This is a genomic window from Acidovorax sp. LjRoot74 (genome assembly GCF_964254355.1).
Lineage (GTDB): Bacteria > Pseudomonadota > Gammaproteobacteria > Burkholderiales > Burkholderiaceae_C > Acidovorax.
In genome coordinates this window covers 4024404-4048962 of sequence record NZ_CAXUTI020000001.1, presented here as the reverse complement: position 1 = coordinate 4048962, position 24559 = coordinate 4024404, and the positions used below count along the sequence as shown (strand labels likewise).

24 protein-coding genes are annotated in these 24559 nt (G+C 66.1%); 14 read left to right on the top strand and 10 right to left on the bottom strand.

Annotated elements, in window-relative coordinates; genetic code table 11:
- Positions 1 to 43 precede the first annotated feature (43 nt).
- Positions 44 to 508 carry a TerB family tellurite resistance protein gene (locus ACSQ3O_RS19325; RefSeq protein ID WP_436140114.1) on the bottom strand — a complete coding sequence of 155 codons (465 nt, stop codon included), beginning with the start codon at positions 506 to 508 and terminating at the stop codon, positions 44 to 46.
- A 142-nt stretch (positions 509 to 650) separates the two neighbouring features.
- Between ACSQ3O_RS19325 and ACSQ3O_RS19320 the strand changes: the two genes are divergently transcribed.
- Positions 651 to 1568 (top strand): DHH family phosphoesterase, encoded by a 918-nt coding sequence (locus tag ACSQ3O_RS19320; protein ID WP_298454307.1) that lies wholly within the window; start codon positions 651 to 653, stop codon positions 1566 to 1568.
- Positions 1569 to 1655: 87 nt separating this feature from the next.
- Here the strand turns inward: ACSQ3O_RS19320 and ACSQ3O_RS19315 are convergent, their stop codons facing one another.
- The 3 genes from ACSQ3O_RS19315 to ACSQ3O_RS19305 all read right to left on the bottom strand — a co-directional run bounded on the left by ACSQ3O_RS19315 (position 1656) and on the right by ACSQ3O_RS19305 (position 5923).
- On the bottom strand, positions 1656 to 2873 hold the full coding sequence (locus ACSQ3O_RS19315) for a DUF1501 domain-containing protein (protein ID WP_436140113.1): 1218 nt from the start codon (positions 2871 to 2873) through the stop codon (positions 1656 to 1658).
- 10 nt (positions 2874 to 2883) lie between these two features.
- On the bottom strand, positions 2884 to 4503 hold the full coding sequence (locus ACSQ3O_RS19310; protein ID WP_436140112.1) for a DUF1800 domain-containing protein: 1620 nt from the start codon (positions 4501 to 4503) through the stop codon (positions 2884 to 2886).
- Between the two features lie 148 nt (positions 4504 to 4651).
- Positions 4652 to 5923, bottom strand: a complete 1272-nt coding sequence (locus tag ACSQ3O_RS19305) for an MFS transporter (RefSeq protein WP_436140111.1) — start codon at positions 5921 to 5923, stop codon at positions 4652 to 4654.
- A 280-nt stretch (positions 5924 to 6203) separates the two neighbouring features.
- On the opposite strand from ACSQ3O_RS19305, the gene ACSQ3O_RS19300 reads away from it, so the two are divergent.
- Positions 6204 to 7907 carry a flagellinolysin gene (locus ACSQ3O_RS19300; RefSeq protein ID WP_436140110.1) on the top strand — a complete coding sequence of 568 codons (1704 nt, stop codon included), beginning with the start codon at positions 6204 to 6206 and terminating at the stop codon, positions 7905 to 7907.
- Between the two features lie 21 nt (positions 7908 to 7928).
- Here ACSQ3O_RS19300 and ACSQ3O_RS19295 read toward each other — a convergent pair whose 3' ends face one another.
- A complete protein-coding gene (locus ACSQ3O_RS19295; RefSeq protein ID WP_436140109.1) occupies positions 7929 to 8366 on the bottom strand; it encodes a thermonuclease family protein in 438 nt (145 codons plus the stop codon).
- Between the two features lie 530 nt (positions 8367 to 8896).
- On the opposite strand from ACSQ3O_RS19295, the gene ACSQ3O_RS19290 reads away from it, so the two are divergent.
- Positions 8897 to 9430 (top strand): DUF2242 domain-containing protein, encoded by a 534-nt coding sequence (locus ACSQ3O_RS19290; RefSeq protein WP_137745738.1) that lies wholly within the window; start codon positions 8897 to 8899, stop codon positions 9428 to 9430.
- Between the two features lie 77 nt (positions 9431 to 9507).
- Here the strand turns inward: ACSQ3O_RS19290 and ACSQ3O_RS19285 are convergent, their stop codons facing one another.
- A complete protein-coding gene (locus ACSQ3O_RS19285) occupies positions 9508 to 10062 on the bottom strand; it encodes a dihydrofolate reductase family protein (protein ID WP_436140108.1) in 555 nt (184 codons plus the stop codon).
- A 321-nt stretch (positions 10063 to 10383) separates the two neighbouring features.
- Between ACSQ3O_RS19285 and ACSQ3O_RS19280 the strand changes: the two genes are divergently transcribed.
- Positions 10384 to 10755, top strand: a complete 372-nt coding sequence (locus ACSQ3O_RS19280) for a hypothetical protein (protein WP_436140107.1) — start codon at positions 10384 to 10386, stop codon at positions 10753 to 10755.
- A gap of 464 nt (positions 10756 to 11219) precedes the next feature.
- On the opposite strand, the gene ACSQ3O_RS19275 is transcribed toward ACSQ3O_RS19280, so the two are convergent.
- Positions 11220 to 12110 (bottom strand): LysR family transcriptional regulator, encoded by an 891-nt coding sequence (locus ACSQ3O_RS19275; RefSeq protein WP_436140106.1) that lies wholly within the window; start codon positions 12108 to 12110, stop codon positions 11220 to 11222.
- A gap of 116 nt (positions 12111 to 12226) precedes the next feature.
- Between ACSQ3O_RS19275 and gstA the strand changes: the two genes are divergently transcribed.
- Both gstA and ACSQ3O_RS19265 read left to right on the top strand, forming a co-directional pair.
- On the top strand, positions 12227 to 12835 hold the full coding sequence (gene gstA / locus ACSQ3O_RS19270; protein ID WP_436140105.1) for a glutathione transferase GstA: 609 nt from the start codon (positions 12227 to 12229) through the stop codon (positions 12833 to 12835).
- Positions 12832 to 13536, top strand: a complete 705-nt coding sequence (locus ACSQ3O_RS19265) for a glutathione S-transferase family protein (protein ID WP_436140104.1) — start codon at positions 12832 to 12834, stop codon at positions 13534 to 13536. The genes gstA and ACSQ3O_RS19265 overlap by 4 nt, the downstream gene beginning before the upstream one ends.
- Here ACSQ3O_RS19265 and ACSQ3O_RS19260 read toward each other — a convergent pair.
- Positions 13458 to 14096 carry a pseudouridine synthase gene (locus ACSQ3O_RS19260; protein ID WP_436140103.1) on the bottom strand — a complete coding sequence of 213 codons (639 nt, stop codon included), beginning with the start codon at positions 14094 to 14096 and terminating at the stop codon, positions 13458 to 13460. The two genes, ACSQ3O_RS19265 and ACSQ3O_RS19260, sit on opposite strands and share 79 nt — an antisense overlap.
- Positions 14097 to 14514: 418 nt before the next feature.
- Between ACSQ3O_RS19260 and ACSQ3O_RS19255 the strand changes: the two genes are divergently transcribed.
- The 7 genes from ACSQ3O_RS19255 (at position 14515) to ACSQ3O_RS19225 (ending at position 21997) form a co-directional block, all read left to right on the top strand.
- A complete protein-coding gene (locus ACSQ3O_RS19255; protein WP_436140102.1) occupies positions 14515 to 15345 on the top strand; it encodes a phosphogluconate dehydrogenase C-terminal domain-containing protein in 831 nt (276 codons plus the stop codon).
- A gap of 144 nt (positions 15346 to 15489) precedes the next feature.
- A complete protein-coding gene (locus ACSQ3O_RS19250) occupies positions 15490 to 16476 on the top strand; it encodes a TRAP transporter substrate-binding protein (RefSeq protein ID WP_375708135.1) in 987 nt (328 codons plus the stop codon).
- A 212-nt stretch (positions 16477 to 16688) separates the two neighbouring features.
- On the top strand, positions 16689 to 17132 hold the full coding sequence (locus tag ACSQ3O_RS19245) for a TRAP transporter small permease (RefSeq protein ID WP_249367903.1): 444 nt from the start codon (positions 16689 to 16691) through the stop codon (positions 17130 to 17132).
- Positions 17133 to 17165: 33 nt separating this feature from the next.
- Positions 17166 to 18515, top strand: coding sequence for a TRAP transporter large permease (locus ACSQ3O_RS19240; RefSeq protein ID WP_436140101.1), 1350 nt, complete (start codon positions 17166 to 17168; stop codon positions 18513 to 18515).
- Positions 18512 to 19780, top strand: coding sequence for a ribulose-bisphosphate carboxylase large subunit family protein (locus tag ACSQ3O_RS19235; protein ID WP_436140100.1), 1269 nt, complete (start codon positions 18512 to 18514; stop codon positions 19778 to 19780). Before ACSQ3O_RS19240 ends, ACSQ3O_RS19235 begins: the two co-directional genes overlap by 4 nt.
- Complete coding sequence (gene oiaK, locus ACSQ3O_RS19230; protein ID WP_436140099.1) at positions 19780 to 21162, top strand: 3-oxo-isoapionate kinase OiaK; 1383 nt, start codon at positions 19780 to 19782, stop codon at positions 21160 to 21162. The genes ACSQ3O_RS19235 and oiaK overlap by 1 nt, the downstream gene beginning before the upstream one ends.
- Before the next feature lie 130 nt (positions 21163 to 21292).
- A complete protein-coding gene (locus ACSQ3O_RS19225; RefSeq protein ID WP_436140098.1) occupies positions 21293 to 21997 on the top strand; it encodes a transcriptional regulator NanR in 705 nt (234 codons plus the stop codon).
- Positions 21998 to 22171: 174 nt separating this feature from the next.
- Here ACSQ3O_RS19225 and ACSQ3O_RS19220 read toward each other — a convergent pair whose 3' ends face one another.
- Both ACSQ3O_RS19220 and ACSQ3O_RS19215 read right to left on the bottom strand, forming a co-directional pair.
- Positions 22172 to 23113 (bottom strand): peptidoglycan DD-metalloendopeptidase family protein, encoded by a 942-nt coding sequence (locus ACSQ3O_RS19220; RefSeq protein WP_436141150.1) that lies wholly within the window; start codon positions 23111 to 23113, stop codon positions 22172 to 22174.
- A 143-nt stretch (positions 23114 to 23256) separates the two neighbouring features.
- Complete coding sequence (locus ACSQ3O_RS19215; RefSeq protein WP_063463119.1) at positions 23257 to 23505, bottom strand: hypothetical protein; 249 nt, start codon at positions 23503 to 23505, stop codon at positions 23257 to 23259.
- 250 nt (positions 23506 to 23755) lie between these two features.
- On the opposite strand from ACSQ3O_RS19215, the gene ACSQ3O_RS19210 reads away from it, so the two are divergent.
- Positions 23756 to 24541, top strand: coding sequence for a transporter substrate-binding domain-containing protein (locus tag ACSQ3O_RS19210; protein WP_436140097.1), 786 nt, complete (start codon positions 23756 to 23758; stop codon positions 24539 to 24541).
- The last annotated feature ends 18 nt before the right edge of the window (positions 24542 to 24559 follow it).

Below are 24559 nucleotides of genomic sequence, written 5' to 3'. Positions count from 1 at the left end.
CGCACGGGCGGCGTCCCCCCTTGGGGGGAAGGCGCGAAGCGACTCAGGGGGGGCTTACTTCCTTCGCCCGCATCTTGGCGCCGATGTACTCCCCATGCGTCACGTGCAGCAGGCCTGCCACCTTGCTGATGGTGTGCATCTCGTTTTCGTCCAGGCGCGCATCGGCATAGGCCACCTGCCACATGGCCTCGACCAGCTGGATCTTCTGGTCCTGCGTGAAATGCTCGTTCAGGCTGCTGGTGAAGCGCTGGTAGTCGTACGCGGTTTGGGATGTGGTCAGGGCCAGCTCCAGCAGGCGGGCCAGTTCGTCGTCGCTCAGCGCAAATTTGCTGCGCAGGGCGGTCACCACGGTGGTGCGTTCTGCGTCGTCCATGGTGGCATCAAATCGCACCACCTCCACCAGCAGCACGGCGGCGGCCAGTTGCACCGTGTGTGTCCGCTCGGCGGGTGACGGGGACGGCGTGGGCTGCGTGAAGCTGTCGAACAGGTCTTTGAGGGTCTGGAGCATCGGGGGCCTTTTCTGAGGGCTTTCGCTGTGTGGCGCTGGTGGGGTGGAGGTGTGGCCGTGCCGGTTGGTTCCCGCCGGGCGCGTGAGCGGTTGCGCACTTTGCGCTCGCTGCTGTCTATTGAGCCAGCGACAATTGGGGGTCATGACGAAGAAAACCATACTCCCCCTGCAACTGCTGGTTGCCCCCGACAAGAACGACCCCGCACCGCTGATCCTGTACCACGGGCGCAACTGCCCCGACGGCTTTGGCGCTGCGCTGGCCGCCTGGCTGTATTACGGCGACAGCGCCGAGTACCGGGGCCTGGACCACGGCGATGTGCTCTCGGTGGAAGACCTGCCGCCCGTGGCGGGCCGCACCGTCTACATCCTTGACTTCTCGTTCTCGGCCGAGATCCTGCAGGCCATCGACGAGCGTGCCGCCAAGCTGGTGATGCTGGACCACCACAAGAGCGCGGCCGAAAAACTCACCGGCTTTGCCTGCCGCTGCGGCGTGGTGCACTTTGACATGAGCAAGTCGGGCGCGCGCCTGGCCTGGGAGTTTTTCCACCCGCACACACCCATCCCGGCGCTGCTGCAGTATGTAGAAGACCGCGACATCTGGAAGTGGGAGTTTGAAGAGAGCGCACGCTTCCTGTCGGCGCTCGACATGGAGACGCAGGACTTTGCGCGCTGGAGCGAGATCGCTGCCTTCAGCCCCGAGCAGCTTGCGCAGTTCATGGTGCGCGGCGCGGCCATGGACGAGAAGTACAAAAAGCTCTGTGCCGACATCGCCGAGGGCGCGCAGCCCCTGGTGTTCAACGGCATCGCGGGCCTGATGGTGAATGCGCCGGGCATGTTCCACAGCCTGGTGGGCGACATGCTCTCGGCCAAGACCGGCACCTTTGCGCTGATGTGGAGCGCCGGTGAAAAAGGCGTGAAGGTGGGGCTGCGTGCGCAGCGCAATTTCGACTGCATCGCCCTGGCCGAAAGCATGGGCGGCGGCGGCCATGCCCAGGCCTGCGGTTTCAAGATGAAGGTCGAGCGCCTGCCCGAGCTGCTCTCTGGCACCTTCAACGCCTGAAGCAGGGGCCGGTTTTGAATGAAAATCGGCCTTTGCGCGCGATAGATAAGCGCTAATAGCTATTAAATATGTAGCAATCTACGCAGGCTACACCAGCCGCAGATCCACTCCCTTCGTCCCCGGAAACACCCGCGCCACGGCGGCCGCGTTCAGCCCGTACATGCGCGCAAACAGCCCGCCCAGCACGGTGCGGTAGTCGTTGAGCACGGGGTAGTCGCGGTTCTGGAACAGCGTGGTGGCCGTCAGTGCCTGCTGCTCGCCCACCACGCGCCCGCCGCCCACGCCACCGCCCAGCACCCAGAACACGGTGCCGTGGCCGTGGTCCGTGCCCCGGTTGCCGTTCTCGCGGAAGGTGCGGCCAAACTCGCTGACCACCACGACCACGGTGTGCTTCCACGCGGGGCCCATCTCGTCGGCAAAGCCTGCCAGGCCTCGGCCCAGCTCTTCAAAGCGGTTGGCCAGCGTGCCGGTGGCAGCGCCCTGGCCCACATGGGTGTCCCAGCCGCCCACGTCCACAAATCCGATTTGGTAGCGCGCCTGCATCAGCTTTGCCATGCGCCGCGCCGTGCCTTCAAAGCCCTTGGTGCTGAGCGCGTTGCGGCTGGCGGCCTCCATTTCGCCCTGCATGGTGCGGGCCACTTCTTCGCGCGTGGCAAAACCTTCGGCCACGGGCGTGGCCAGTGGCGTGCCCCGGTACATGGATTCGATGAGCTGTGCCTGCCGCGCATCCACACCACTGCGGCCCGCCGCCGCACTCAGCAGCGTGTTGGGCACGTCCACCGCGCCGCGCAGCACCAGTGGCAGGGTGCTGGTGAAGGCCATGGGCTGCAGCGCTGCCGTGGCCGGGGGGTTGCCGGTGCGCGGGTTCAGCTCGGCTACCAGCCGGTTCAAGAAGCCCGAGCGGTAGTCGCGCCGCCCGCCCACGGGCTGGCCCAGTTCCATGCTGTCCTGCGTATCGAAGTGGCTGCGCGAGAGGTCGTCGGTGCCCGCAAACGGCACAAAGGCCAGCTGGCGCTGCTGGTACAGCGGCAGCATCGAATCGGCCAGCGCGGGGTGCAGGCCCCAGTCTGGTGTGAGCGGCAGTGCGCCACCGTCCTGCCCGGGGCGGGCAATGGCGATGTTGGGCCGCGTCTCGTAGTAGTAGCTGCTGGCCGTGGGCACGAGCAGGCTGGCGCAGTCATAGCCGCCACGCAGAAAAACGAGTAGAAAACGCGCGTCCAGCGCGCCGAGGGCGGCCATCGCGCTCGCACTGTTAACGCCCAGCGCGCTGGCGCCCAGGGCTTGAAGAAGGTGTCTGCGTTGCATGGTGATTCTTCTAGCCGTGCATGAACTCGGGGGACGCGAGGAACAGCAGGTTCCATTCGCGCGGTGAGGTGGCCTGCGCCAGCGCATTGCGCGTGGCGGCCGACCAGGTGGGCTGCAGGGCGCGCACATAGGCACTCTGCGCCAGCGGCGGGGGCGTGCGCTGCGCTGCGGACTGCTCGGCCATCCTCATCTCCTTCTCGCGCGGGGTGGACAGGGGCGCGGAGGCCACCCCGGCCCCGATGGCGCGGGCGATCTCGAAGCGGGTGGACATCTGCCCTGAGCCTGCCCACGCCGCCGCATCCAGCGGGTAGCCGTCGGGCGTGGCGCGGCCATACAGGGGCTCGGCCAGGCGCTGCAGCCAGCCAAGCGCGGGCTCGGCGCCGGGCAGCACGGCGTCGCCATGGGCCAGGCGCAGGCCGGCCAGCACGTAGTGCACCGGGTCGCGAAAACGCTGGCCCAGCGACGCGTGAAATTCGGGTGTGTTGAACAGCGCCTCCAGCACGGCGGCGATGTCGCCATCGCTGCGCTCGAACGTGCGAGTGAGCGTTTGCAGCAGCGCAGGCGGCGGCTGGTCGCCCACCAGGAACAGCGCGAGCTTGCGCGTGATGAAGCGCGCCGTGGCTGGGGCACGGGCCAGGCGGTCTAGCGCTTCGTCCACCTCGGCCAGGCCCTCGGCGCGCAGCGGCTGGCCCAGCAGCGTCTTGGGCTCCCAGTCATGCCGCTGGGGGTTGAACTCGAACAGGCCCTCGCGCACGTAGTGGCGGCGCAGCGCGGGTTTCATGCGCGGGGGCTCGTCGTCCGGCGGCCGCAGCGATACGCCCACGCCGGTCAGCACACGCGCCAGCTCCTGCACGTCCTGCTGGCTGTAGCCGCCGTCCACACCCAGGGTGTGCAGCTCCATCAGTTCGCGCGCGTAGTTTTCGTTGATGCGGCCCGCTGCGTTGCGGGCGTTGTCCAGGTAGTGCAGCATGGCCGGATGGCGCACCGTGGCACCCAGCAGGTCGCGAAAGCGGCCCAGTGCGTGGGGGCGGATGGCGCGCTCTTCATAGTCGCCCACCAGCGCGCGCAAGGGGCCTTTGCCTGCAAACACGTTGAAGTGGTTCATCCAGAACCAGGTCATCTTCTCGCGCAGCTGGGTGGGGGAATACAGCGCGCGCAGCACAAAACGCTCGGCCGCCTCTTGCTGCAGCGCGCGCATGTCCTGCTGCCAGGCCTTGAGTGCGGCCTTGCGGCCCTCTTCGGTGGGTTGGGCCTTGGCGGCCTGTTGCTGCGCCTCCATGCGCGCGGCCAGCTCGGGCAAGGGCGTGCGGGTGATGGCCATGGCGTCGATCTGTGCCTGCGCTGCGCTCGGCAGCGTGGTGGGCGGCGGGCGCAGCTGGGCGGTCAGATAGGCCGCAGCCCCCTGCGGCGGCAGCGCCTGCGTGCCCTGGGCGATGTTGCCCCAGGTCACGCGGTCCAGCAGGCGGGCCAGGGTGGCCTCGTCGGCCTGGGCCCAGGGGGCGGCGCCTGCCGGGGCGGCGGCACGGGCCAGGCCCAGAGGGGCGGTGGCGGCCATGCCCAGCAGGCCTAGGCCTGCGAGCACGGTGCGGCGCTGTAGATGGCTGGAGGGCGGAGCGAAGGGTGCGTTCATGGGCGCGCTTGTGGGGCAGGCAGTGGGCGCATGGTGCGCCGCCCCCACGCGGCGTGCAAGCCTGCCGCGCGGGTTTTACCTGCGCGACACAAATGCCCCAGAGCTTGTTTACACGGGCTGTCGCGCCGCCGCTGAACTGCTCAGCTGCTCAGCTGCTGGCCGGCGCAGCTTCCTCGAAGCGGTCCACCGTGCGCAGCGTCTTGAAGGCCCACATCCAGCCCCCCACCACGCCCAGCGTGCACAGGCCGCCCACCACGGCGGCAGGCACCACACCCAGCCAGGCGGCGCTGGTGCCCGCGCGGAACTCGCCCAGCTCGTTGGACGAGCCGATGAACAGCATGTTCACCGCGTTCACCCGCCCGCGCATGGTGTCGGGCGTGGAGAACTGCACCAGCGCCCCCCGGATGTACACGCTCACCATGTCGGCCGCGCCCGCCACCATCAGTGCCGCAAACGACAGCCAGAACCAGTGCGACAGCGCAAACACCAGGTTGGCCACGCCAAACACCGCTACGGCGATGAACATGGTGCGCCCCACATGGCGGTTGAAGGGCCGCATGCTCAGGTACAGCCCGGCACCCACCTCACCCACCGCCATGGCGCTGCGCAGCGCGCCCAGGCCCGCCGGGCCCACGTGCAGCACCTCTTGTGCATAGATGGGCAGCAGGGCCACCACGCCGCCCAGCAACACGGCGAACAGGTCCAGCGAGATGGTGCCCAGGATGATGGGCCGCGAGCGGATGAAGCCGATGCCCGCGCCAAAACGCTGCCACATCGTGCCCTGCGTGGGGCCGGGCGCGGTGCCGTGCGCCACCGGAACCCGCAGCACCAGCGCCACCCCCAGTGCAAAGCAGGCGCAGCAAATGGCATAGGTCAGCTCGCCGCCGCCCAGCGCATACAGCAGCCCGCCCAGCAGGGGCCCGCCAATGCTTGCCACGCGCATCAGCATGCTGTTGGCGGCCATGGCCTGCGCCAGATGCCCGCGCGGCACGATCTGCGGCAGCAGGCTTTGCATGGCCGGGCCCGAGAAAGCCCGCGAGCAGCCGTAGAGCACCAGCACCGCATAAATGCCCGCCACGCCGCTGGCGCCGTGGCCCGACAGCCACCACAGCAACGCGCTGCACACCCCGCCCACCGCCCAGGCCAGCGCCAGGATGCGCTTGCGCGCAAACCGGTCGATCAAATCGCCCGCTGGCAGCAGCAGGCACAACATGGGCAGAAACTGCGCCAGCCCCACATAGGCCAGCGCCAGCGGCTCGCGCGTGAGGTCGTACACCTGCCAGGCCACGACCACAGCCTGCACCTGGGTGGCCACCACAGCCACCACGCGGGCGATCAGAAAAGCAACAAAACCGGAATGGCGGTAGACGTTGGCGGGCTCGGCATCGGGCGCCGCAAGAGGGGATGGGGGAGCGGTCATGGCAACAGGGACGGTTGGCGCGGGGCTGAGAGCGGCTTCTTTGAATAGGCTCTTAAGGCGCCGCCGGGCCAAGGGGAGAGAAAGACCCCACGATGCTAACGGCCATGCCCCTGGCGTGCTGGCGGCTGGGGGAAAGACCCGCAGAAATCGCTATTCAGGTTTTGCCGGAGCCCGTCGATAAGGAGAAAGAGAAGCGGGTTTCCGGGCTCCGGCGCTCTGGCGTGGGGGCGCGGGAGCTGTGTATTTATCCACCACTCACCAGGGGTTCACGGGGCAGGCCATGGGGTTGACGATCAACACCAACGTAATGTCGCTCAATGCGCAGCGCCGGCTTGGCAATGCGCAGAGCGACATGGCCACGACCGTGCAGCGCCTGTCCTCGGGCCTGCGCATCAACAGCGCCAAGGACGATGCGGCCGGCCTGGCGATCTCCGAGCGGTTCACTTCGCAGATCCGGGGGCTCAACCAGGCGGCGCGCAATGCCAACGACGGCCTGTCGCTCATGCAGACGGCCGAGGGAGCGCTGCAAAGCGTCACCGCCAGCCTGCAGCGCATCCGCGAGCTTGCCGTGCAGGCTGCCAACGACACCAACAGCGCGTCCGACCGCCAGGCCATCCAGGCCGAGGTCACGCGGCTGGCGCAAGAGATCGACCGCACCGGGCGTACCACGCAGTTCAACGGCATGGACGTGTTCGACCGCTCCGATGCCAGCGTGGTGGGCGACGAGAACCTGCTGGCCGTGTTCGATGGCATGACCAGTGCGGGCAGCTGGCTGGAGAGCAGCGAGAACCTCATCCGCACCTACTTCGGCATCCAGGCCGACGGCGCGGCGCTGGACATCCGCTACACCGGCTTCACCGACAACGCAGGCGGTGTGGCGGCCTATGTGCAGGTCACCGGTTTTGATGGGCAGGGGCGGGGCAACAACCTGGTGCTGCAGGTGGACATGGCCGACTTCGTTCCGCCCAACATGCCCAACGGCGGGACCGCGCCGTTCTACAACGACCGCGTCATTGCGCACGAAATGGTGCACGCCGTGATGGCGCGCGCCACCAATTGGCAGGACATCACCACCAACCACCTGTGGTTTGCCGAAGGCGCGGCCGAGTTCGTCCACGGTGCCGACGAGCGCGTGCGTGGGGATGTGACCAATCTGGGCGTGGCAGCCGTGGTGGCGGCCATTGGCGGGCCCACCAACACCAGCGAGTTCTATTCGGCCAGCTACTCGGCTGTGCGCTACATGCACGACCGCATCAAGGCGGCGGGTGGCACGGGCATCAAGGACGTGCTCAGCTACATGAGCAACAACCCCGGCGCCACGCTGGACGCGGCCATTGCCGCTGCCTCGGCAGGGGCCTTCACCAACGGGGCTGATGTACAGGCGCAATTCGCGCTCAACGGCGCTGCCTTCATCGGTACCTTCAGCCTGAACAACGCCGACACCGGTGCCATTGGCGGCGCCGATGTGGATGGCGGCATGGTGCGCGACGCCAAGGCTGCGCTGCCCAACCAGGGCAGCCGTTCGGGCAAGGATGCGCTGCAGGGCTTCACCGAGACCTACGAAAACATCGCGTCGTCCAGCGGCGCCATCAGCACCAAGGTCTTCCAGGTGGGCGCCAACGCCAACCAGACCATGGAAACCCGCGTGGGCGCGGTTGGCCTCGGTGCCATGGGGCTGCGCAACACGCTGGACGTGACCACCTCGGCCGCGCAGACCATCGTGTCGGTGGACCGCGCGCTCGACTACGTGAACAGCCAGCGCGCCGTCATCGGTGCCCAGTCGTCGCGGCTGGAGTCGGCCATTTCCAACCTGCAGATCGGCAGCGAGAACCTCTCGGCCAGCCGGGGGCGCATCACCGACACCGACTTTGCGGTGGAGACCGCCACCCTCGCGCGCCAGCAGATCCTGCAACAGGCGGGCAATGCCATGGTGGTGCAGGCCAACCAGATGCCCCAGGGCGTGTTGGCCCTGCTGCGCACCTGACCCATCCCTCTCCAGCCCCGTTCAGCGCTGGCTGCGCCGGTGCCGGTAGTCCCACGGCGCCAGCGGCCGCTTTTGCGACCACAGGCCGGCACCGTTGCTGCGCGCCTTTGACTGCAAAGCTGCCAGCTCCGGACGTGATTCGGCATACGGCGTGTACACCCAGGCCAGGCCCGCGCGCACCTGGGCCGTGGCCACGTCGGCGCTGCCGCAGCGCACATGGGCCACCGTGCGGCCGTAGTTGTCTTCATCCACCGGCTGCAGCGTGGCGCGCTGCCTGAAGCACAGCCGTGCCAGGTTCTGCCGCGACTTCTGGCCAAACGCCTGGCGTGACTCGGGCGCATCGATGGCGGCAATGCGCACCTTGACCTGCTGGTAGGCGCCAGGCACGCCGCAGCGGGCGGTGAGGGTGTCGCCGTCGCTGATGGCGACGACCTGGCAGAGCAGGGAAGCGAGGGGCACGGGAGGGGAAGGAGTGGTGCGGGCGCTGCCAGGCCTGTGGCCTGGAAGGTTGCCGTTCTTTACAAGTCTTTTTGGCCGTCTGCGCGCAATGGGAGAGCGCTGATAGCTATCAATAGTGTAGCTGCTGCAGGCCTCTCTTCATGCCGAACTGGGGCGCAGGCGCTGCGTTGCGCGGGGCTGCCGGTTTTTTGTGCAGCGCGCTGAAACCACGCACTGGCGCCGTTTCTCGGGGTTGTTCTGCGGGTTATCCACAACTTGCTGCACATGCGGCGGGTATAACTTGCCGGATGATGGCTGGCACGGCGATAAACCCCGTTCAAACCCCGGCCAAACCTTGGTCATATGGCTGCCGAAGGGCGGGCCGCTCCCTAAAATCGATGGAACCGCGCACGGCCTGTGCCGTCAGAGCAGCCTGTTGCGCCGCATGAAGAAAACCAGACATGACACCAAACTCCCCGACGGATTGCCCCTTGCCCCACGCCACTCCGGTGGCCCACGTGCCAGGCCGGGCCCTGCTGCGGGCGCTGGCAATGGCCGTGGCGGGCGGTGCATCGGCCCTGCTGCTGGCGGGTTGTGTGGGCACCACCGCCAAGACCTTCGAGGTGCAGGAAAACTTTGGCTCCGTGGCCACCTACTCGCGCCTGTTCGACGCCACGCCTGTCCAGACCTGCGAGGCATCGCGCCGCGCACTGCTGAGCCAGGGCTATGTGATCTCTACCCAGCAGGCCGAGCTGATCGAAGGCAAAAAAAGCTTTCAGCCCGAGGCCGAGTCGCACCTGCAGATGGTGGTGCGTGTGGTGTGTGTGCCCGAGGCCAATGACGGCAAGGTGAGCCTGGGCTTTGTGACCGCGCTGCAGGACACCTACGCCCTGCGCAAGACCAACAACTCGGCCAGCGTGGGCGTGGGCGCCATCGGCTCGGTGTCGCTGCCGTTCTCTTCCAGCAGCGAATCGCTGGTCAAGGTGGGCAGTGAGACCATCTCCAAAGACACCTTCTACGAAAGTTTCTTCGACCTGGTCAAGCGCTACCTCATCATCGACCAGGCCCAGGCCAGCGGAGGCTGAGGCGGGGACTTGAGGGCCCCGACGCAGGCAGTACAAGCGGTACGACAAGGCGGAACAACGACGCCAGGGGATTTTTGTTAGTCGCTCTCAGGGCGCGGCACCGCGTAGCGCAGCTCCGCAAACAGGCCGCCCAGCGTGGTCACCGACGTCAGGCGCAGCGCCGGTTGGGCGATCCGGCGCGGCAACAGCGGCGTGCCTGCGCCCAGCGTTACCGGGGCGATCTGCACGATCAGCTCGTCGAGCAGGCCCGCGTCGTAAAACTGCCCTACCAGCTCACCCCCGCCCACAATCCACACATTGCACCCCGCTGCCGCCTGCACCATGGCCTGGTGCACCGGCCGCACATCGCCGCGCACAAAGCGCACATCGGCGCCCGCAATGCCCCGCAGAGTGCGCGAGCTGAATACCCATGTGGGTTGCGCGTAAGGCCACGGCTGTCCCGCGTCGATGGCGTGTTTCAGCATCCATTCATAGGTGTGCGACCCCATGGCCAGCGCGCCCACATCGCGGATGAAGGCGGGGTAGCTGGAGCCTTCGATCTCGCCAAACTGCAGCAGCCAGCCCAGGTCGTGGTCGGGCGTGGCGATGAAGCCATCGAGGCTGGCTGCGCCGTAGAACTGGGTGGAGGTCATGGGATGAATGCTGGGGGTGGGGTCTGCGTTGTGGGTGCCGACACCATAGTGCGAGGCTGCTGACAACGTGTTGGCAGCAAGGTCCTACGCTTTCCCGTGCTGCGATGCCGAACATTCGCACTCGGCGAGAAGTGGAGATTCGACACGGCGTTTTTACTGAAAATACCGCGTGGATATCGCTGCACCTGACCACTTCCTCTCGGTGAGGCTGCTTACAGTCGCGCCCTGGGCTTGATCTCTGGCTTTGGAGATGCGAATGGCGGCAGAACAGATGATCGAACGACTTTCCCGAATGAAAAGAAATGGTGCTGGGGGTGATTCATGAATGATGTTTTTGATTTCTTGATCAAGCGTCAGATGGCGTTCTTCTTCCTGGCGGTATTGGGGGCCGCAGGTCTGTTCTATTACTTCGCCACGATTGAAGGTTTGGGGCACTACCGAACATCTCTCTTGTCTGGTGTGGTCATGGCCGTCGTTCTGGCTGTTGTGATCACCGTCAGGGTGTTGATCTATTTTTTATCCAGATTTTCCAGTGGAGATACTGGTGAAAATCGGGCGAGGAAGTTTGACGGTTCAGCTTCCGCACGGGTTGATTTCACTATTTTTTTGTTGGAATTTTTTGGCCTGCATGCCATCGCCTTTGGCTTTACCTTGGGATTTTTATCGCTGTCTTTTTTCATTCTGAAGAGATGACAGTGCTCAGCTAAAAAGCGCGTGACTGCATGCTGGGTTCAGACCTGAATGCAGATGCGCCTCGGTGAGTCAAGCAGTGCATTCGAGTTTGGCGAAGTGTTCATCGCCTGGGATTTTTTAGCCGACGGGCTCCCAGCAGACTGACGCGAATCCTCGCAGCAGTCATTTGTCGATTGCTTGGACGGTGCAGGACTCCCAAGAAACATTGAGGTCTTGACGTGCCGCACCACATAGCCATGACTGAGGACTACCCCGCCGGCCTACGCCCTGCCGCCGCCTGCACCGTGGCCCGGTGCACCGGCCGCACATCGCCGCGCTGGGTGCGCGAGCTGAACACCCAGGTCGGCTGCGCGTAGGGCCACGGTTGCCCGGCGTCGACGGCGTGTTTCCGCATCCACTTGTAGGTGCGCGCGCCCATGGCCAGCGCGCCCACCTCGCGGCTCTCCTGTACGGTTTGCCCTGTGTCACGGCATCCGCACCGTCTCCGCCAGGTGCCCATACACCGCCGCAATGCGCCGCAGGTGGCGCGACTCGGGGTGCGTCAGCAGCCACAGCTCGGTCTCGCAGTCGGCCAGCGACCCGGTGAGCGGGCGCAGGTCGCTGCGGGCCTGCGCCAGAAAGATCGGCAGCACGCCGACGCCCATGCCCAGCGCCACCAGCTCCATCACCGTGAGCAGGCTGTTCACGCGGTAGGTGGGTTGCGCCTTGGGAAAACGCTTCTTGCGCCAGCGCACCGAGGGGTGGTCGGGCAGGGCGTCGTCCGGGGCGATCCAGGCGGCGTGGCCCGCCTCCACGTCGGACAGGGCCAGCGGGCTGGCTGCGGCGGTGTAGAGCGCTGCGCGGACCATGCCCAGCTGCCGGCCCACCAGGTGCTGCGGCGGGCGCTTGGTGGCACGCACGGCGATGTCGGTGTCACGCCGCGTGAGGCTCACCAGCTCGTTGCCCGCGTGCAACTCGTACGCCAGGGCCGGGTGCTGGGGCTGCAGCTGCTGCAGGGCCGGGGCGATGAGGCCGTGCAGGATGGTGTCGGTGGTGGAGATGCGCACCGTGCCCGTGATCTGCTCTGGCTGGGCCTGCGCTGCGGTGCGCGCGGCTTCCAGCGCGGCCTCCACACGCTCGGCCTGTTCGGCCAGTGCCTGGGCTAGTTCCGAGGCGCGGTAGCCCGCTCGCGAGCGCTCGAACAGCGGCTGGCCCAGCCCGCGCTCGATGCGCTGGATGGCGCGGAACACGGTGGATGCATCCACCCCCAGCCGCTCGCCCGCCGCCGCCAGTGTGCCGGTGCGCACCATGGCCAGCAGCACTTCCAGCTCGGCAGCGCCCAGACGATATTGCGTTGGTGCAATGGTTGATTTCATGGCTGCGGATTTTGTTTGCGTAGGTGCAAGCATAGATTCTGTGTGCCGCCCGGTGCCCGCCTGTGGTCTCCGGGGGCGACCTTCACCTTGCACACCCAAGAAAGCACTTTGCCATCATGAAGCTCTACCACGCCCCTGGCGCCTGCTCGCTCGCCGTCCACATTGCCCTGCGTGAGGTGGGCGCCTCTTTCGACCTGGTCAAGGTCGATCTGGCCCGCCACACCACCGAAACCGGCACCAACTACCTCGACATCTCGCCGCGTGGCTATGTGCCCCTGCTGGAGCTGGACGACCACTCGCGCCACACCGAAGCCGCAGCCTTGCTGCAGTACGTGGCCGACCTGGATCCGGCACAGGCCCTCATCGGCCAGCCTGGCTCGCGCGAACGCCTGGCGGTGCTGGAGTGGCTCACCTTCGTCAGCACCGAGCTGCACAAGGGCTTCAGCCCCTGGCTGTGGCACAAGGAGACGGCAGACTCCACGCGCCAGGCTGTGCGGGCCAAACTGGCCGTGCGGTTTGCCGAGATGGATGCCGTGCTGTCGCGCAGCGACTTCCTGGCGGGCCGTTACAGCGTGGCCGATGCCTATGGCTTCACCATCGTCAACTGGTCGAACCTGCTGGGCATCCCGCTCACCGCCTACCCGCACCTGCAGGCCTGGATGGCGCGCGTGGCAGCCCGCCCGCAGGTGCAGGTCGCACTGCGCGCCGAGGGGCTGTTGTCGTGACCGGGGCCGCACCCGCGCTCACGCTGGTCTCGCACGCACTGTGCCCCTACGTGCAGCGCGTGGCCATCGTGCTGCACGAAAAGGGCCTGGCGTTCGAGCGCCGCACCATCGACCTGGCGAACAAGCCCGACTGGTTCCTGGCCCTCTCGCCCCTGGGCAAGACACCCGTGCTGCAGGTGCGCGGCCAGAGCCTGTTCGAGTCGGCCGTGATCTGCGAATACCTGGACGATGTGGCCATGCCCGCGCTGCACCCGCAAGACCCGCTGCAGCGCGCACGCCACCGGGCCTGGATGGAGTTTGGCTCTGCGTTGCTGGGCACCATCGGCGCGTTCTACTCCGCGCCCGACGAGGCCACCCTGCAGGGCCGCGCGCAGGAGCTGCGCAGCCGTTTTGTGCAGATCGAACACGCGCTGGTGCAACGCAGCGGCCCCGGCCCCTATTTCGCGGGGGCAGACTTTGGCATGGTGGACGCAGTGTTTGGCCCCGTGTTCCGGTACTTCGATGTGATCGATGACCTGCCGGGCGTGGACGACCTGGGCCTGTGGCAGGGGCTGCCGCAGGTGGCGCACTGGCGCACCGCATTGGCCGCCCGCACCTCGGTCCAGCAGGCCGTGGGGCCGGACTACGCCGACGGCTTGCGTGGGTTCTTGCGCGCGCGGGGCTCGGCGCTGTCGCGGCGCATGGGGGCGCTGGCGGCGTAGCTGCCTGCATCGGCGTCGGCCCAGGTGCCGGGCGCCAGGCCGTCGAGCGTGTGGGGGCCGATGACTGCGCGGATCAGCCGCAGTGTGGGGTGCCCGACGGCGGCCGTCATGCGGCGCACCTGGCGGTTGCGGCCCTCGCGGATGATGAGTTCGATCCACGCCGTGGGGATGTTTTTGCGTTCGCGGATGGGCGGGTTGCGCTCCCACACGGCGGGCGCGGGTTCCAGCAGCCGTGCGCGGGCGGGCAGGGTGGGACCGTCGTTCAGCACCACGCCGCTGCGCAGCGCGGCCAGCGCGGCTTCATCCGGTATGCCTTCCACCTGCACCCAGTAGGTTTTCTCCATCTTGAAGCGCGGGTCGGCAATGTGGGCTTGCAGCGGGCCGCTGTTGGTCAGCAGCAGCAGGCCTTCGCTGTCGGCGTCCAGGCGCCCGGCCACGTACACGCCGGGCAGGTCGATGTAGTCCTTCAGCCCCTGCCACTTGCCCTCGGCCGTGAACTGGCTGAGCACGCCATAGGGTTTGTTGAAGCGGATCAGGCGGGGTGGGGCAGGGCGGGTCATGGGAGGCGTGGGGCAGGTAGGGCTGGTCGTGCCGCCAGGGCGGGCACCGGGGCCGTGCGGTGCAGATTGGGTAAATGCAGTGGGTAGTTTAGGTGTAAGAGGGGCTCAAGGTGCTTGCCAAATATTCATATCACGCTATTGAATGGATAGCACTTCGGCATGCGAGGTGTGCTTCATGGAACGCGCTGGTTTTGCCTCATAGATGCGAGGTGTGCGTCCTCCATGTCCTCGGCGGTTGAACCCTTGTCGGGCCTTCAGCGCAGCGGGATCACGGAGCGACAGTCCCGGGAAAACCCTCTATAGATGATGATGTACTCGTCATACCATCACACCAGAAAGATGGCCCGATCCGCAGGCCATCTCCGGTGACTCAGGGGGGCGGCATTCAGCCGCACTCTTGCCAACGATGGAGAGATACATGACCGCAAAGATTGCGCTGTTTGGCGCAGGGGGGAAGATGGGGGTTCGCCTGTCGCAGAACTTGAAGGGCTCGCCCTATGAGGTGCGCCACGTCGAGCCAAGCGCCGTGGGTCAGGAGCGCTTGCGCACCGAGGTGGGTGTTGAATGCGTGCCCATGGCGCAGGCGCTGGATGGCGTGGATGTGGTGATCCTTGCCGTGCCGGATACGCTGATTGGCCGGTTGGCTGCCGACATGGCGCCGCAGCTCAAGCCGGGCACGATGGTGATGACGCTGGATGCGGCGGCGCCTTTTGCCGGGCATCTGCCGGATCGGGCCGATCTGGTGTATTTCGTGGCGCACCCTTGTCACCCTTCGATCTTCCACCCCCGGGCGCACCAGGCAGGTTCGCCCGACTACTTTGGCGGAGTGGCCGCGCCGCAGTCGGTCGTGAGCGCGCTGATGCAGGGGCCCGAGTCGGCTTTTGATCTGGGTGAGTCGATTGCCAAAACCATCTATCAGCCGATTGAGCGCTCGTACCGCGTGACGGTGGAGCAGATGGCGATGCTGGAGCCCGGCCTTTCAGAAACTGTTTGCGCCACCTTGCTCGATGTGATGCGGGAGGCCATGGACGAAGTGATCGCCCGGGGCGTGCCTGCCGATGCGGCCCGCGATTTCCTGCTGGGCCACATGACCATCCTGAGCGCGGTGATCTTCAAGCAGATTCCCGGCCAGTTCTCCGATGCCTGCAACAAGGCCATCGTCCATGGCAAGCCCCGCCTCATGCGGGATGACTGGAAAAACGTGTTCGACAAGGACGAGATTGCGGAAAGCATCCGTCGCATTACCTGATTGCCTGGGCACCGCGCGCGCATCTTTCCCGGGGCTTCCGCAAAAAGCAGTGTGCAAAGCCGCCCGCCTTGGTGGTGCGTGCTGGCCTGGGTTGTGTTGCGCCCCCGTCATGTTTGAAAAAACCACCACACAGGAGACAAAACGATGAACAAAACTTTTCGCCGTTCGATGACCAAGGCCGCCGCCTTGATGGCTTGCCTGTTTCTGCACGCAGGCGCGCAAGCGCAGACTGTGCTCAAGATTGGCTACTCCAACGCCCTCAACTCGCACTACGGTATGGGGGCTGTGGCGTTTTGTGATGCCGTGGACGCGGGGACCCAGGGTCGCTACAAGTGCCAGCAGTTTCCCAACAATTCGCTCGGTGGTGAGCGCGAGATGATCGAAGCCGTTCAGCTGGGCACCCAGGATGCAGCCAACGTGTCCACGGGCGCCCTTGGAAACTTTGTGCCCGAGGTGAAGATCGTCGATATTCCTTTCCTGTTCCGCGACTACGACCATGCCCGCAAGGTGATGGACGGCCCTATCGGGCAGGAGCTGTTGTCCAAGATGACGGCCAAAGGCATCGTCGGGCTGGCGTGGACCGAGAACGGCTTTCGCCACATGACCAACAGCAAGCGCGCGATCCACAGTGCAGAAGATGCGCGTGGTCTGAAGATGCGCACCATGGAAAACAAGGTGCACATGGAGGGCTACAAGACCTTCGGCATCATGCCCACGCCGATGGCCTGGCCCGAAGTTTTCACCGCGCTGCAACAAGGGACCGTGGATGGACAGGAAAACCCCATCCCCGTGATCCTTTCTGCCAAGCTGTCCCAGGTCCAAAAGTACCTGTCTCTGACCAAGCATGTGTACTCGCCAGCGGTGCTGGTGCTCTCTCCTGCGATCTGGGGCAAGCTGTCCGAGGCCGACAAGCAGGTGTTCACTGCGGCCGCGCGCAAGGCCGCCGCCGTCCAGCGCAAAAAGGTCAATGATGACGAAGCCAACGGCATCGCTGAGCTGCGCAAGGACGGCATGCAGATTGACGAAAACGTCAATGGCGACAGCTTCCGCAAAGCTGTGGCGCCCGCTTATACGGCCTATGCCCGGGAGTTCGGTGCAGAGCGCATTGCCAGCATCCAGGCCGTGAAGTAGTTCACCCGGACTGCTGCGTTCTTCGTCAGCGGGGGCCGCACCCCTGGGTGCGCACTCTCCGCTTCCTTGGTTCTTGTTCAGGGTGGTCCGTCAGGGCCGGGCCATTCCACGCGCCGATGGCGGCCGTGGCGTGCCTGCAGCCCCTGGGTCCACCGTTCCCATCCATGAAAAATCTCATACTCCGCCTTGACCGTGGCTTGACCAGCCTGAGCATGGCTGTTGCATGTGGCTTGCTCGCCATCGTCTCGTGCCTGGGGCTGTGGCAGGTGATCGCCCGGTTTTTGTTCCAGCAGCCCTCTTCCTGGACGGAAGAAGCCATGCGGCGGTTGTTGATCTGGATGGTGGCGCTGGGCATTGTGGCGGCGTTCCGTCAAGGTGCCCTGGTCTCGGTGGACCTGATGCTGCGTGTCTCGAAGGGCGCATGGCGCAAGGTGGTGCGCGGGACTATCACCACGGTCAACCTCCTGTTTCTCGTTGTGCTGGCGTGGTTTGGGCTGGACCTGGTGCAGCGCGTGCGTTTCCAGACATTTGCCAGCATGGATCTGTCGATGGGCTGGGCATACGCCGCGTTGCCTGTGGGCGCGCTGCTTGCCATGCTGGCTGTGGTGGCTCACCACCTCGACCCCGTGGACGACGAGCTTTCTACCGCGCAGTAGTCCTCTGCTGCGTCAACCTGTACACCCCAAGCCATGTCGCTCACCCTGCTTGTCACCATGTTGCTGGGCTTCGTGTTCAGCGTGTCCATCGCCGTTTCCATTGGTGGCTCTGCCATCCTGGGGCTGGCGTTCTTCGACCCGGCGCGGCTCATCCTTGTTCCCAAGGAAATGTTTTCCGCCATCGACCGCTTTCCGCTGGCCGCCGTACCGTTTTTCATCCTCGCCGGAAACTTGATGGAGAACGGTGGCATCTCTCGCCGCCTGGTCCATTTCGCGAAATCGCTGGTGGGCGGCGTGCAAGGCGGTTTGCCCATGAGCTGCGTGCTCACCTGCATGATTTTTGCGGCCGTATCAGGCTCTTCGGTGGCCACCACGTTCGCCATCGGGTCCATCCTGATCCCTGCGCTGGTCAAGCATGGCTATCCCACCAGCTATGCCGCGTCATTGCAGGCCACGGCAGCAGAGCTGGGCGTGATCATTCCGCCGTCCATTCCCATGATCCTGTTCGGTGTGGCCGCCGAAGTGTCCATTGGCGAGCTGTTTGTTGCGGGCCTGGGTCCTGGCCTGCTGATTGGCGGTGCGCTGATGCTGTTTGTGCACCTGCACGCACGCTACAAGGGCTGGGGCAAGCAAGACGGCGAAGGCCGTTTGCCTCCGCTGGTGGCCACGCGCGAGGCCGGGTGGGCTCTCCTGATGCCGGTGATCATCCTGGGGGGCATCTATGGTGGCATCTTCACGCCCACCGAGGCATCCGTGGTTGCGGTGTTCTACGCCTTGATGGTGGGGCTGCTCATCCATCGCGAGCTCAGGCTCGCAGACCTCGTCCAGGTGCTGCGCAAGTCGGTGCTCTCCAGCGCCGTGATCCTGTTCATCATTGCCAATGCGGGGCTGTTCGCTTTCCTCATCACACGGGCTGGCATCCCGGATGCGATTGGCGTGTGGCTGACCGAGGTGCTGCGCTCGCCCGGCTGGTTTCTGCTGGGCGTGAATGCGGCGCTCTTTGTCATCGGCATGTTCATCGAAACCTCGGCCGCCATCATTGTTCTGGCGCCCATCCTGGTGCCTGTTGCCATCCACTTCGGGGTAGACCCCGTGCATTTCGGCACGATCATGGTTGTCAACCTGGCCCTGGGCATGATCACGCCGCCCTTTGGCGTCAACCTGTTTGCGGCCTGTACCGTGGCCAAGATTTCCCTGGACCGCATCATTGGTCATCTGCTTCCGTTTGTGCTGGTCATTCTGGGTTGTCTGATGCTGGTCACCTACATCCCCTCCATTTCGCTGCTTGCTCGGGATGCGGTGTTCCCCCGCAAAGCGGCCGTTGTGGCGCCTGCGCCAGCGGCTCCATCCGCTCCTACTGCTCCAACTTCCAATTCCCAATGAACATGCTGCAGTCTCCTGCGTCTTCCGATCGCATCCATGCGCGTTACTGGCTGGAAACCAGTGAGTCCCCAGCCAAAGCCGCAGAGATCATTGCGGGTGAGCAATCCAGCGGCACTTTCTTAGCCCTCGCCAACGAGACAGCCGAACTCAAGGAGCGCAGTGGCGCTCGCGTTGAGCGCCTGACCGTGCTGGACACCGTGGACCACCCCAGCCTGCCCGGGCGCTACGCCGCAGGCGCGCGCTTTACTCGCTGCGAGCTGGAACTCTCGTGGCCGCTGGGCAACATAGGCACATCGCTTCCCAATGTGCTGGCGACGGTGGCTGGCAACCTGTTTGAGCTGCAATGCGTTTCGGGCCTGCGCATCACCGACCTGCACTTGCCCAGTGCGTTTGCCAATGTCTACCCAGGGCCGGCGTTTGGCATTACCGGGACGCGGGCGCTGGCGGGGGTGGCGCATGGGCCGTTGATAGGCACCATCCTCAAACCCAGCGTGGGCATGGGCCCTGAGCAGACCGCCGCCGAGGTGCAAAAGCTCATTGCAGGCAGCATCGACTTCATCAAGGATGACGAGCTGCAGGCCGACGGCCCCCATTGCCCGTTCGAGGACCGCGTGCGCGCCGTCATGCGCGAAGTACACGCCGGCGCTGACCGCCTGGGCCGCAAAGTGATGGTGGCCTTCAACCTCACGGGCGAGATCGACGAGATGAAGCGACGCCACGACTTCGTGCAGGCCCAGGGCGGCACCTGCGTCATGGTCAGTCTCAACTCGGTGGGCCTGAGCGGGCTGCACGAACTGCGTCGCCACAGCAGCCTGCCCATCCACGCCCACCGCAACGGCTGGGGTTACCTGAGCCGCCACCCTGCGCTGGGCTGGGACTACCGCCCCTGGCACAAGCTCTGGCGGCTGGCCGGTGCCGACCACCTGCACGTTAACGGCCTTGGCAACAAGTTCAGCGAGGGCGACGACCAGGTGCGCGCCTCGGTACAGGCCGTGACCGAGCCGCTGTGGCCGCATGCGCCCATGCATGTCATGCCGGTGTTCAGCTCGGGCCAGACCGGCCTGGTCGCCGCTGCCACCTATGCCGCTGCGGGCATCCAGGACCTGATCTTTGCCGCCGGGGGCGGCATCTTCGGCCACCCCGCGGGCGTGCCTGCCGGGGTGACCGCGCTGCGCCAGGCCTGGGATGCAGCCGTGGCCGATGTGCCGCTGGCGCAGCACGCTGCCGCCCGCCCCGAACTGCAACAGGCGCTGGGCTTTTGGTGATGAACGTGCACACCGACCACGCCCTGCCCGAAGGGCCCCTGCTGGCCTACTACGGCGACGACTTCACCGGCTCCACCGACGTGATGGAGGCCTTTACTCTGGCCGGCGTTCCCACCGTGCTGTTTCTGCAGCCACCGTCTGCCGCCTGGGTGCAGCGCTTTGCGCACATGCGCTGCATCGGCCTGGCCGGCACCTCGCGCGGGCGCAGCCCGGCCTGGATGCGCGAGCACCTGCCCGCGGCCTTTGCCGTCCTGCAGGCCTTCGGGGCGCCCATCCTGCAATACAAGGTCTGCTCCACCTTCGACTCCAGCCCTGAGATCGGCTCCATCGGTCAGGCCATCGAACTGGGTGTGGCCGCCATGGGCGGCGCCTGGTCGCCCATGGTCATTGGTGCGCCCCGCCTGTGCCGCTACCAGGCTTTTGGCAACCTGTTTGCTGCCATGGGAGGCACGGTGCACCGCCTGGACCGGCATCCCACCATGTCGCGTCACCCCGTCACCCCCATGCCCGAGGCCGATCTGAGGCAGCACCTGGCAAAACAGACGCCGCGGCGGCTGGAGCTGATCGATCTGGTCAGCCTGCACTCCGGGCACGGACCGGAAGCCCTCGCGCCGTTGCGCGATGCCGCCGCGCCACCCGTCGTCTTGATGGACGTGGTGGATGACCGCACACTGGCCGAAGCCGGGCGGGTAATTTGGGAAGAGCGCGGAAACGGCGTGTTTTCTGCCTCGTCGTCCGGGCTGGAGTACGCGCTGGTGGCGCATTGGCGGCACAGCGGTGCCCTGGCGGGCGGTGCAGCACTTGCACGCACGCAGCCTGCTGCATCCATGGTGGCGGTCAGCGGAAGCTGCTCACCCGTGACGGCGGCGCAGATCGCCTGGGCGCAAAACCATGGCTTTGCCACCGAGCGCCTGGTCGTTGAGCGCCTGCTGGATGCGCAGGTGGCACAGGCCGAAGTGGCACGGGTGGTGACAGGCGCGGTGCAGGCGGTTGCCGCAGGGCGCCCGCCCCTCATCTACTCGGCCAGCGGGCCCGACGACCCGCATGTCGTGCAGTTTCCTGAAGCGGCGATGCGCGCGGGGGTGACCGTGCCGCAGGCCCATGCCATGGTGGGGCAGGCGCTGGCGCGCTGCATGCAGGAGGTCATCGCTCAGACCGGCGTACGCCGCGTGGCGATTGCGGGTGGCGACAGCTCGGGTGCCGTGGCCAGCGCCCTGGACATCACCGCGCTGACGGTGCATTCGCAGCTGGTGCCTGGCGCCCCGTTGTGCCGAGCATGGTCAGATACCCCGGCGATGGATGGCCTTGAAATCGTGCTCAAGGGCGGCCAAATGGGGGGCGAAGACTTCTTTGGCCAGGCGCTGCGCGGCACCGCCGCATGAAGCGGGTGATCCACACACAGTCTCCGCTTTGGCGCTTCTGGGAGCTAGCGGCCACCCGCAGCCGCCTGTGGCTGCGTGGGAATCCGCCGGAGGTCCTGCCGACGCCAGGGGTACGGTATCCTCCACCGCCATGAATTCCGAGCCTATCCAGAGACGAAAAATCTACCAGGAGGTGGTGGATCGCCTGATGAACCGGATTCGGGCCGGCGAATGGGGTGCCGGAGACCATCTCCCGTCAGAGCGGGACCTGATGGACGCCTACGGTGTAGGGCGGCCTGCGGTGCGCGAGGCACTTCAGGACCTTGCGCGGTCCGGGATCGTCGAGATCACCCATGGCGAGCGCGCCCGGGTGGTGGTGCCCACGGCCGACCTCCTGATTGAGCAGGTCGCTGGCGGCGCCAAGCACCTGCTGCAGATGCAGCCTGACATGCTCGGCCACCTCAAGGATGCGCGCCTCTTCCTCGAAACCGGCCTGTGCCGTATTGCGGCACAAAAGGCGAGCGATGCCGACATTGAGCGCCTGCGTGCCTGCCTGGATGCGCACCGCGCTTCCCTGAGCGACCTGAGCGTCTTTGTGAACCGCGACATGCTGTTTCACCGAGAGATTGCGGTCATCAGTGGCAATCCGATCTTTCCGGCCATCGTCGAAGCAATGTTCAACTGGGCCAGCGCTTTCTACCAGACCATCGTGCGCGCCCCCGGGGCAGAACAGGTCACCCTGGCAGAACACACCCGCATCTACGAAGCCATTGCCGCGCGCGACCCTGATGCCGCTGCAATGGCCATGCACGACCACCTGACCCGTGCCAACGTGCTGTACCGCGCGCACAACTAGCGTGCAACGCAGCACTGGCAGGTTGCGCGGCAGAAGGCATCAAAGCGAAACACACGAAAACCGGGTGGCGCTCTCTTTTTCTTGAAAATATGAAGGCAAGGTGCCTGTCGCGCGGTCCTGTTTTGCTATCAAATTGGCAGCAATTTCGAAGCCATACGGCGTGTGCAGCAACCGTTACAAAAACAGCGCCGGGTCCACCATGGTGCGGTTCAGCATCACGCCCCAGTGCAGGTGCGGCCCCGTCACCCGGCCGGTGGCGCCTACCTGGCAGAACGCGTCGCCCGCCTGCAGCACATCGCCCACGCGCACATCCATGCGGCTCAGGTGGCAGTACATGCTCAGCATGCCCTGGCCGTGGTCCAGCCACACCGTGCCGCCGTTGAAGAAGTAGTCGCCCACGTCAATCACCCGGCCCGCCAGCGGCGCCACGATGGGCGTGCCCGTGGTGGCGGCAATGTCCATGCCGCTGTGCGGATTGCGCGGCTGGCCGTTGAACACGCGCCGCAGCCCGAACGAGCTGGACCGCCGCCCGGGCACCGGCACGCGCATGCGCAGCGATGCCAGGGCCTGGCCCGCAGGCTGCTCGCTGAAGGTGGCCATCACCTGCGCCTGGTGGTCGCGCTCGCGCTCGTAGCGGGCCTGGTCCTCGGGTGAGAGGTCTACCGTGCGCGGCGACACCTGCAGGTGCTGCTCTTTGTAGCGCTTGGGCGCCACGGCGTAGTGCAGCGGGCGCGGGCTGCCGCTGCCATCGGCCCGCACGGTGATGGCCGCATCGCCCGGCGCCGCCGCCAGCGGTATGCCTACGATGGCCGTCCACTCGATGGCGTCGCCCACCACCAGCAGCGGCACATCCACCTCCCCCTGGCGCACCAGCGCCTGTGGCCGCGCAGCGGCGGGGCCCAGCGACAACCGGGCCACACCGCCCGGCACCTGCAGCGCCTGGGGCCACACGGTGGGTGCTGCCGGGGGCTTGGCGGGTGTGGTGGGTGATGCGGGTTGCGGCTTGGCGTGCAGGCCCGTGATGGGCGCGAGCAGCAGGCCACCCGCGCTGGCCAATGCGGCGCGGCGGGTGAGGGTCAAGGCGGCGGCGGTGTGGGTAGGGTGGGGCACAGGAATGGAGGGGGCGTGGCAAAAGACGGTTTCAGCGGCCACAGTCACAGCGGCGGTTGCGCAGGCTGCAGCTTGCGAGGGGGGCGCGGGCCCGCAAGGCCCGCCCGCGCCAGTGCGCACGGGGCGGCACGGCGGGCGGCCTGGGCTGGTCAGTGCGTCACAAACTCGTAGGTCACGGCCTCGCTCTCGACCATGTCCAGCACCTCATGGAGTTCTTCCTCGCTGTCGGTGCTGCTCCACATGTCTTCGGGGTCGGTGGCAAACAGGGGTTCGATGGCGATGTCCAGAAACTTGCCATCGGCCATCTGGATCACCGGCGTGCCCTCGGAGGTTTCGACCAGGGCCCAGTCGTCGGGGACGGTCATTTCGAGCTGGATGGTGACGTTGAGTTTTTTCATGGTGTTCCTTGGGTAGTCCATGGGGTAATGGGGGGTGGATTGCTGTGGGTGCAAGCCGGTGAAGGGTCTTCAGGCCCCGGAGGGTAACCCAGCACGATGGCAGTGCCCGTAAGAAGCCACCACCGGGCACGCGCGTGGCATGTTGCATGCTTGTTGGCGTATCCTTTTTGACGGCTCTGCCAGGGTGGGTGCGCGCAGCGTGGCCCTGGCGGCCGGTTTCATTCCTTTTGTCTTCTGGAGCACTTCCCACATGATCCCCAAGAAAACACTCGCCGTGGCTGCCGCCGCCCTGGTCACCGCCCTGTCCCTTTTCAGCCAGGCCGCGCAGGCGGGGCCCCGGCTCGACAAGATCATGGAGGCCAAGGTCATCCGCGTGGGCACGCCGGGCGACTACCGCCCGTTTGCCATCAAGACCGGCGCGGGCTACAGCGGCCACGACATCGACGTGATCGAAACCATGGCCAAGGAACTGGGCGTGAAGATCGAGTACGTGCAGACCTCGTGGCCCAACCTGGTGAAGGATTTGCAGGGCGACAAGTTTGACGTGGCCGTGGGCGGCATCACCCGCAACGTCAACCGCATGCGCATTTTTGACATGCTGCCCGGCTACGCCCCGTTCGGCAAAGTGGCCCTGGTGCGCGCGGCCGACAAGGCCAAGTACACCAGCGTGGACGCCATGAACCAGCCCACGGTGCGCGTCATCAAGAACCCCGGCGGCACGAACGAAACCTATGTGCTGGCCAACCTCAAGGCCGCACAGGTCAGCACGCACGACAAGAACGCCGAGATCCCCGCACTCATCGCCGAGGGCAAGGGCGACGTGATGATCACCGAGACCTACGAAGCCCTGCACTACGCCAAGGCCGACCCGCGCCTGCACGCCGCGTTTGTGGATGCGCCGCTCACGCCCAAGAACTACCTGGGCTTCATGCTGCCCACCGACGACGCCGACTATGTGCGCGTGATGGGTTTTGTGTGGGGCCTGGTGGACAGCCGGGGCACCATCAAGCAGGCCGCTGACAAGTGGTTGAAGTGACGCGGTTGCGGTGACCCG

Bases quoted from the DNA above. Each gene is read 5' to 3' on its own strand.
- ACSQ3O_RS19325 (WP_436140114.1), bottom strand. From the start codon at position 508: ATGCTCCAGACCCTCAAAGACCTGTTCGACAGCTTCACGCAGCCCACG.
- ACSQ3O_RS19320 (WP_298454307.1), top strand. From the start codon at position 651: ATGACGAAGAAAACCATACTCCCCCTGCAACTGCTGGTTGCCCCCGAC.
- ACSQ3O_RS19315 (WP_436140113.1), bottom strand. From the start codon at position 2,873: ATGCAACGCAGACACCTTCTTCAAGCCCTGGGCGCCAGCGCGCTGGGC.
- ACSQ3O_RS19310 (WP_436140112.1), bottom strand. From the start codon at position 4,503: ATGAACGCACCCTTCGCTCCGCCCTCCAGCCATCTACAGCGCCGCACC.
- ACSQ3O_RS19305 (WP_436140111.1), bottom strand. From the start codon at position 5,923: ATGACCGCTCCCCCATCCCCTCTTGCGGCGCCCGATGCCGAGCCCGCC.
- ACSQ3O_RS19300 (WP_436140110.1), top strand. From the start codon at position 6,204: ATGGGGTTGACGATCAACACCAACGTAATGTCGCTCAATGCGCAGCGC.
- ACSQ3O_RS19290 (WP_137745738.1), top strand. From the start codon at position 8,897: ATGGCCGTGGCGGGCGGTGCATCGGCCCTGCTGCTGGCGGGTTGTGTG.
- ACSQ3O_RS19285 (WP_436140108.1), bottom strand. From the start codon at position 10,062: ATGACCTCCACCCAGTTCTACGGCGCAGCCAGCCTCGATGGCTTCATC.
- ACSQ3O_RS19280 (WP_436140107.1), top strand. From the start codon at position 10,384: ATGAATGATGTTTTTGATTTCTTGATCAAGCGTCAGATGGCGTTCTTC.
- ACSQ3O_RS19275 (WP_436140106.1), bottom strand. From the start codon at position 12,110: ATGAAATCAACCATTGCACCAACGCAATATCGTCTGGGCGCTGCCGAG.
- gstA (WP_436140105.1), top strand. From the start codon at position 12,227: ATGAAGCTCTACCACGCCCCTGGCGCCTGCTCGCTCGCCGTCCACATT.
- ACSQ3O_RS19260 (WP_436140103.1), bottom strand. From the start codon at position 14,096: ATGACCCGCCCTGCCCCACCCCGCCTGATCCGCTTCAACAAACCCTAT.
- ACSQ3O_RS19255 (WP_436140102.1), top strand. From the start codon at position 14,515: ATGACCGCAAAGATTGCGCTGTTTGGCGCAGGGGGGAAGATGGGGGTT.
- ACSQ3O_RS19250 (WP_375708135.1), top strand. From the start codon at position 15,490: ATGAACAAAACTTTTCGCCGTTCGATGACCAAGGCCGCCGCCTTGATG.
- ACSQ3O_RS19245 (WP_249367903.1), top strand. From the start codon at position 16,689: ATGGCTGTTGCATGTGGCTTGCTCGCCATCGTCTCGTGCCTGGGGCTG.
- ACSQ3O_RS19240 (WP_436140101.1), top strand. From the start codon at position 17,166: ATGTCGCTCACCCTGCTTGTCACCATGTTGCTGGGCTTCGTGTTCAGC.
- ACSQ3O_RS19235 (WP_436140100.1), top strand. From the start codon at position 18,512: ATGAACATGCTGCAGTCTCCTGCGTCTTCCGATCGCATCCATGCGCGT.
- oiaK (WP_436140099.1), top strand. From the start codon at position 19,780: ATGAACGTGCACACCGACCACGCCCTGCCCGAAGGGCCCCTGCTGGCC.
- ACSQ3O_RS19225 (WP_436140098.1), top strand. From the start codon at position 21,293: ATGAATTCCGAGCCTATCCAGAGACGAAAAATCTACCAGGAGGTGGTG.
- ACSQ3O_RS19215 (WP_063463119.1), bottom strand. From the start codon at position 23,505: ATGAAAAAACTCAACGTCACCATCCAGCTCGAAATGACCGTCCCCGAC.
- ACSQ3O_RS19210 (WP_436140097.1), top strand. From the start codon at position 23,756: ATGATCCCCAAGAAAACACTCGCCGTGGCTGCCGCCGCCCTGGTCACC.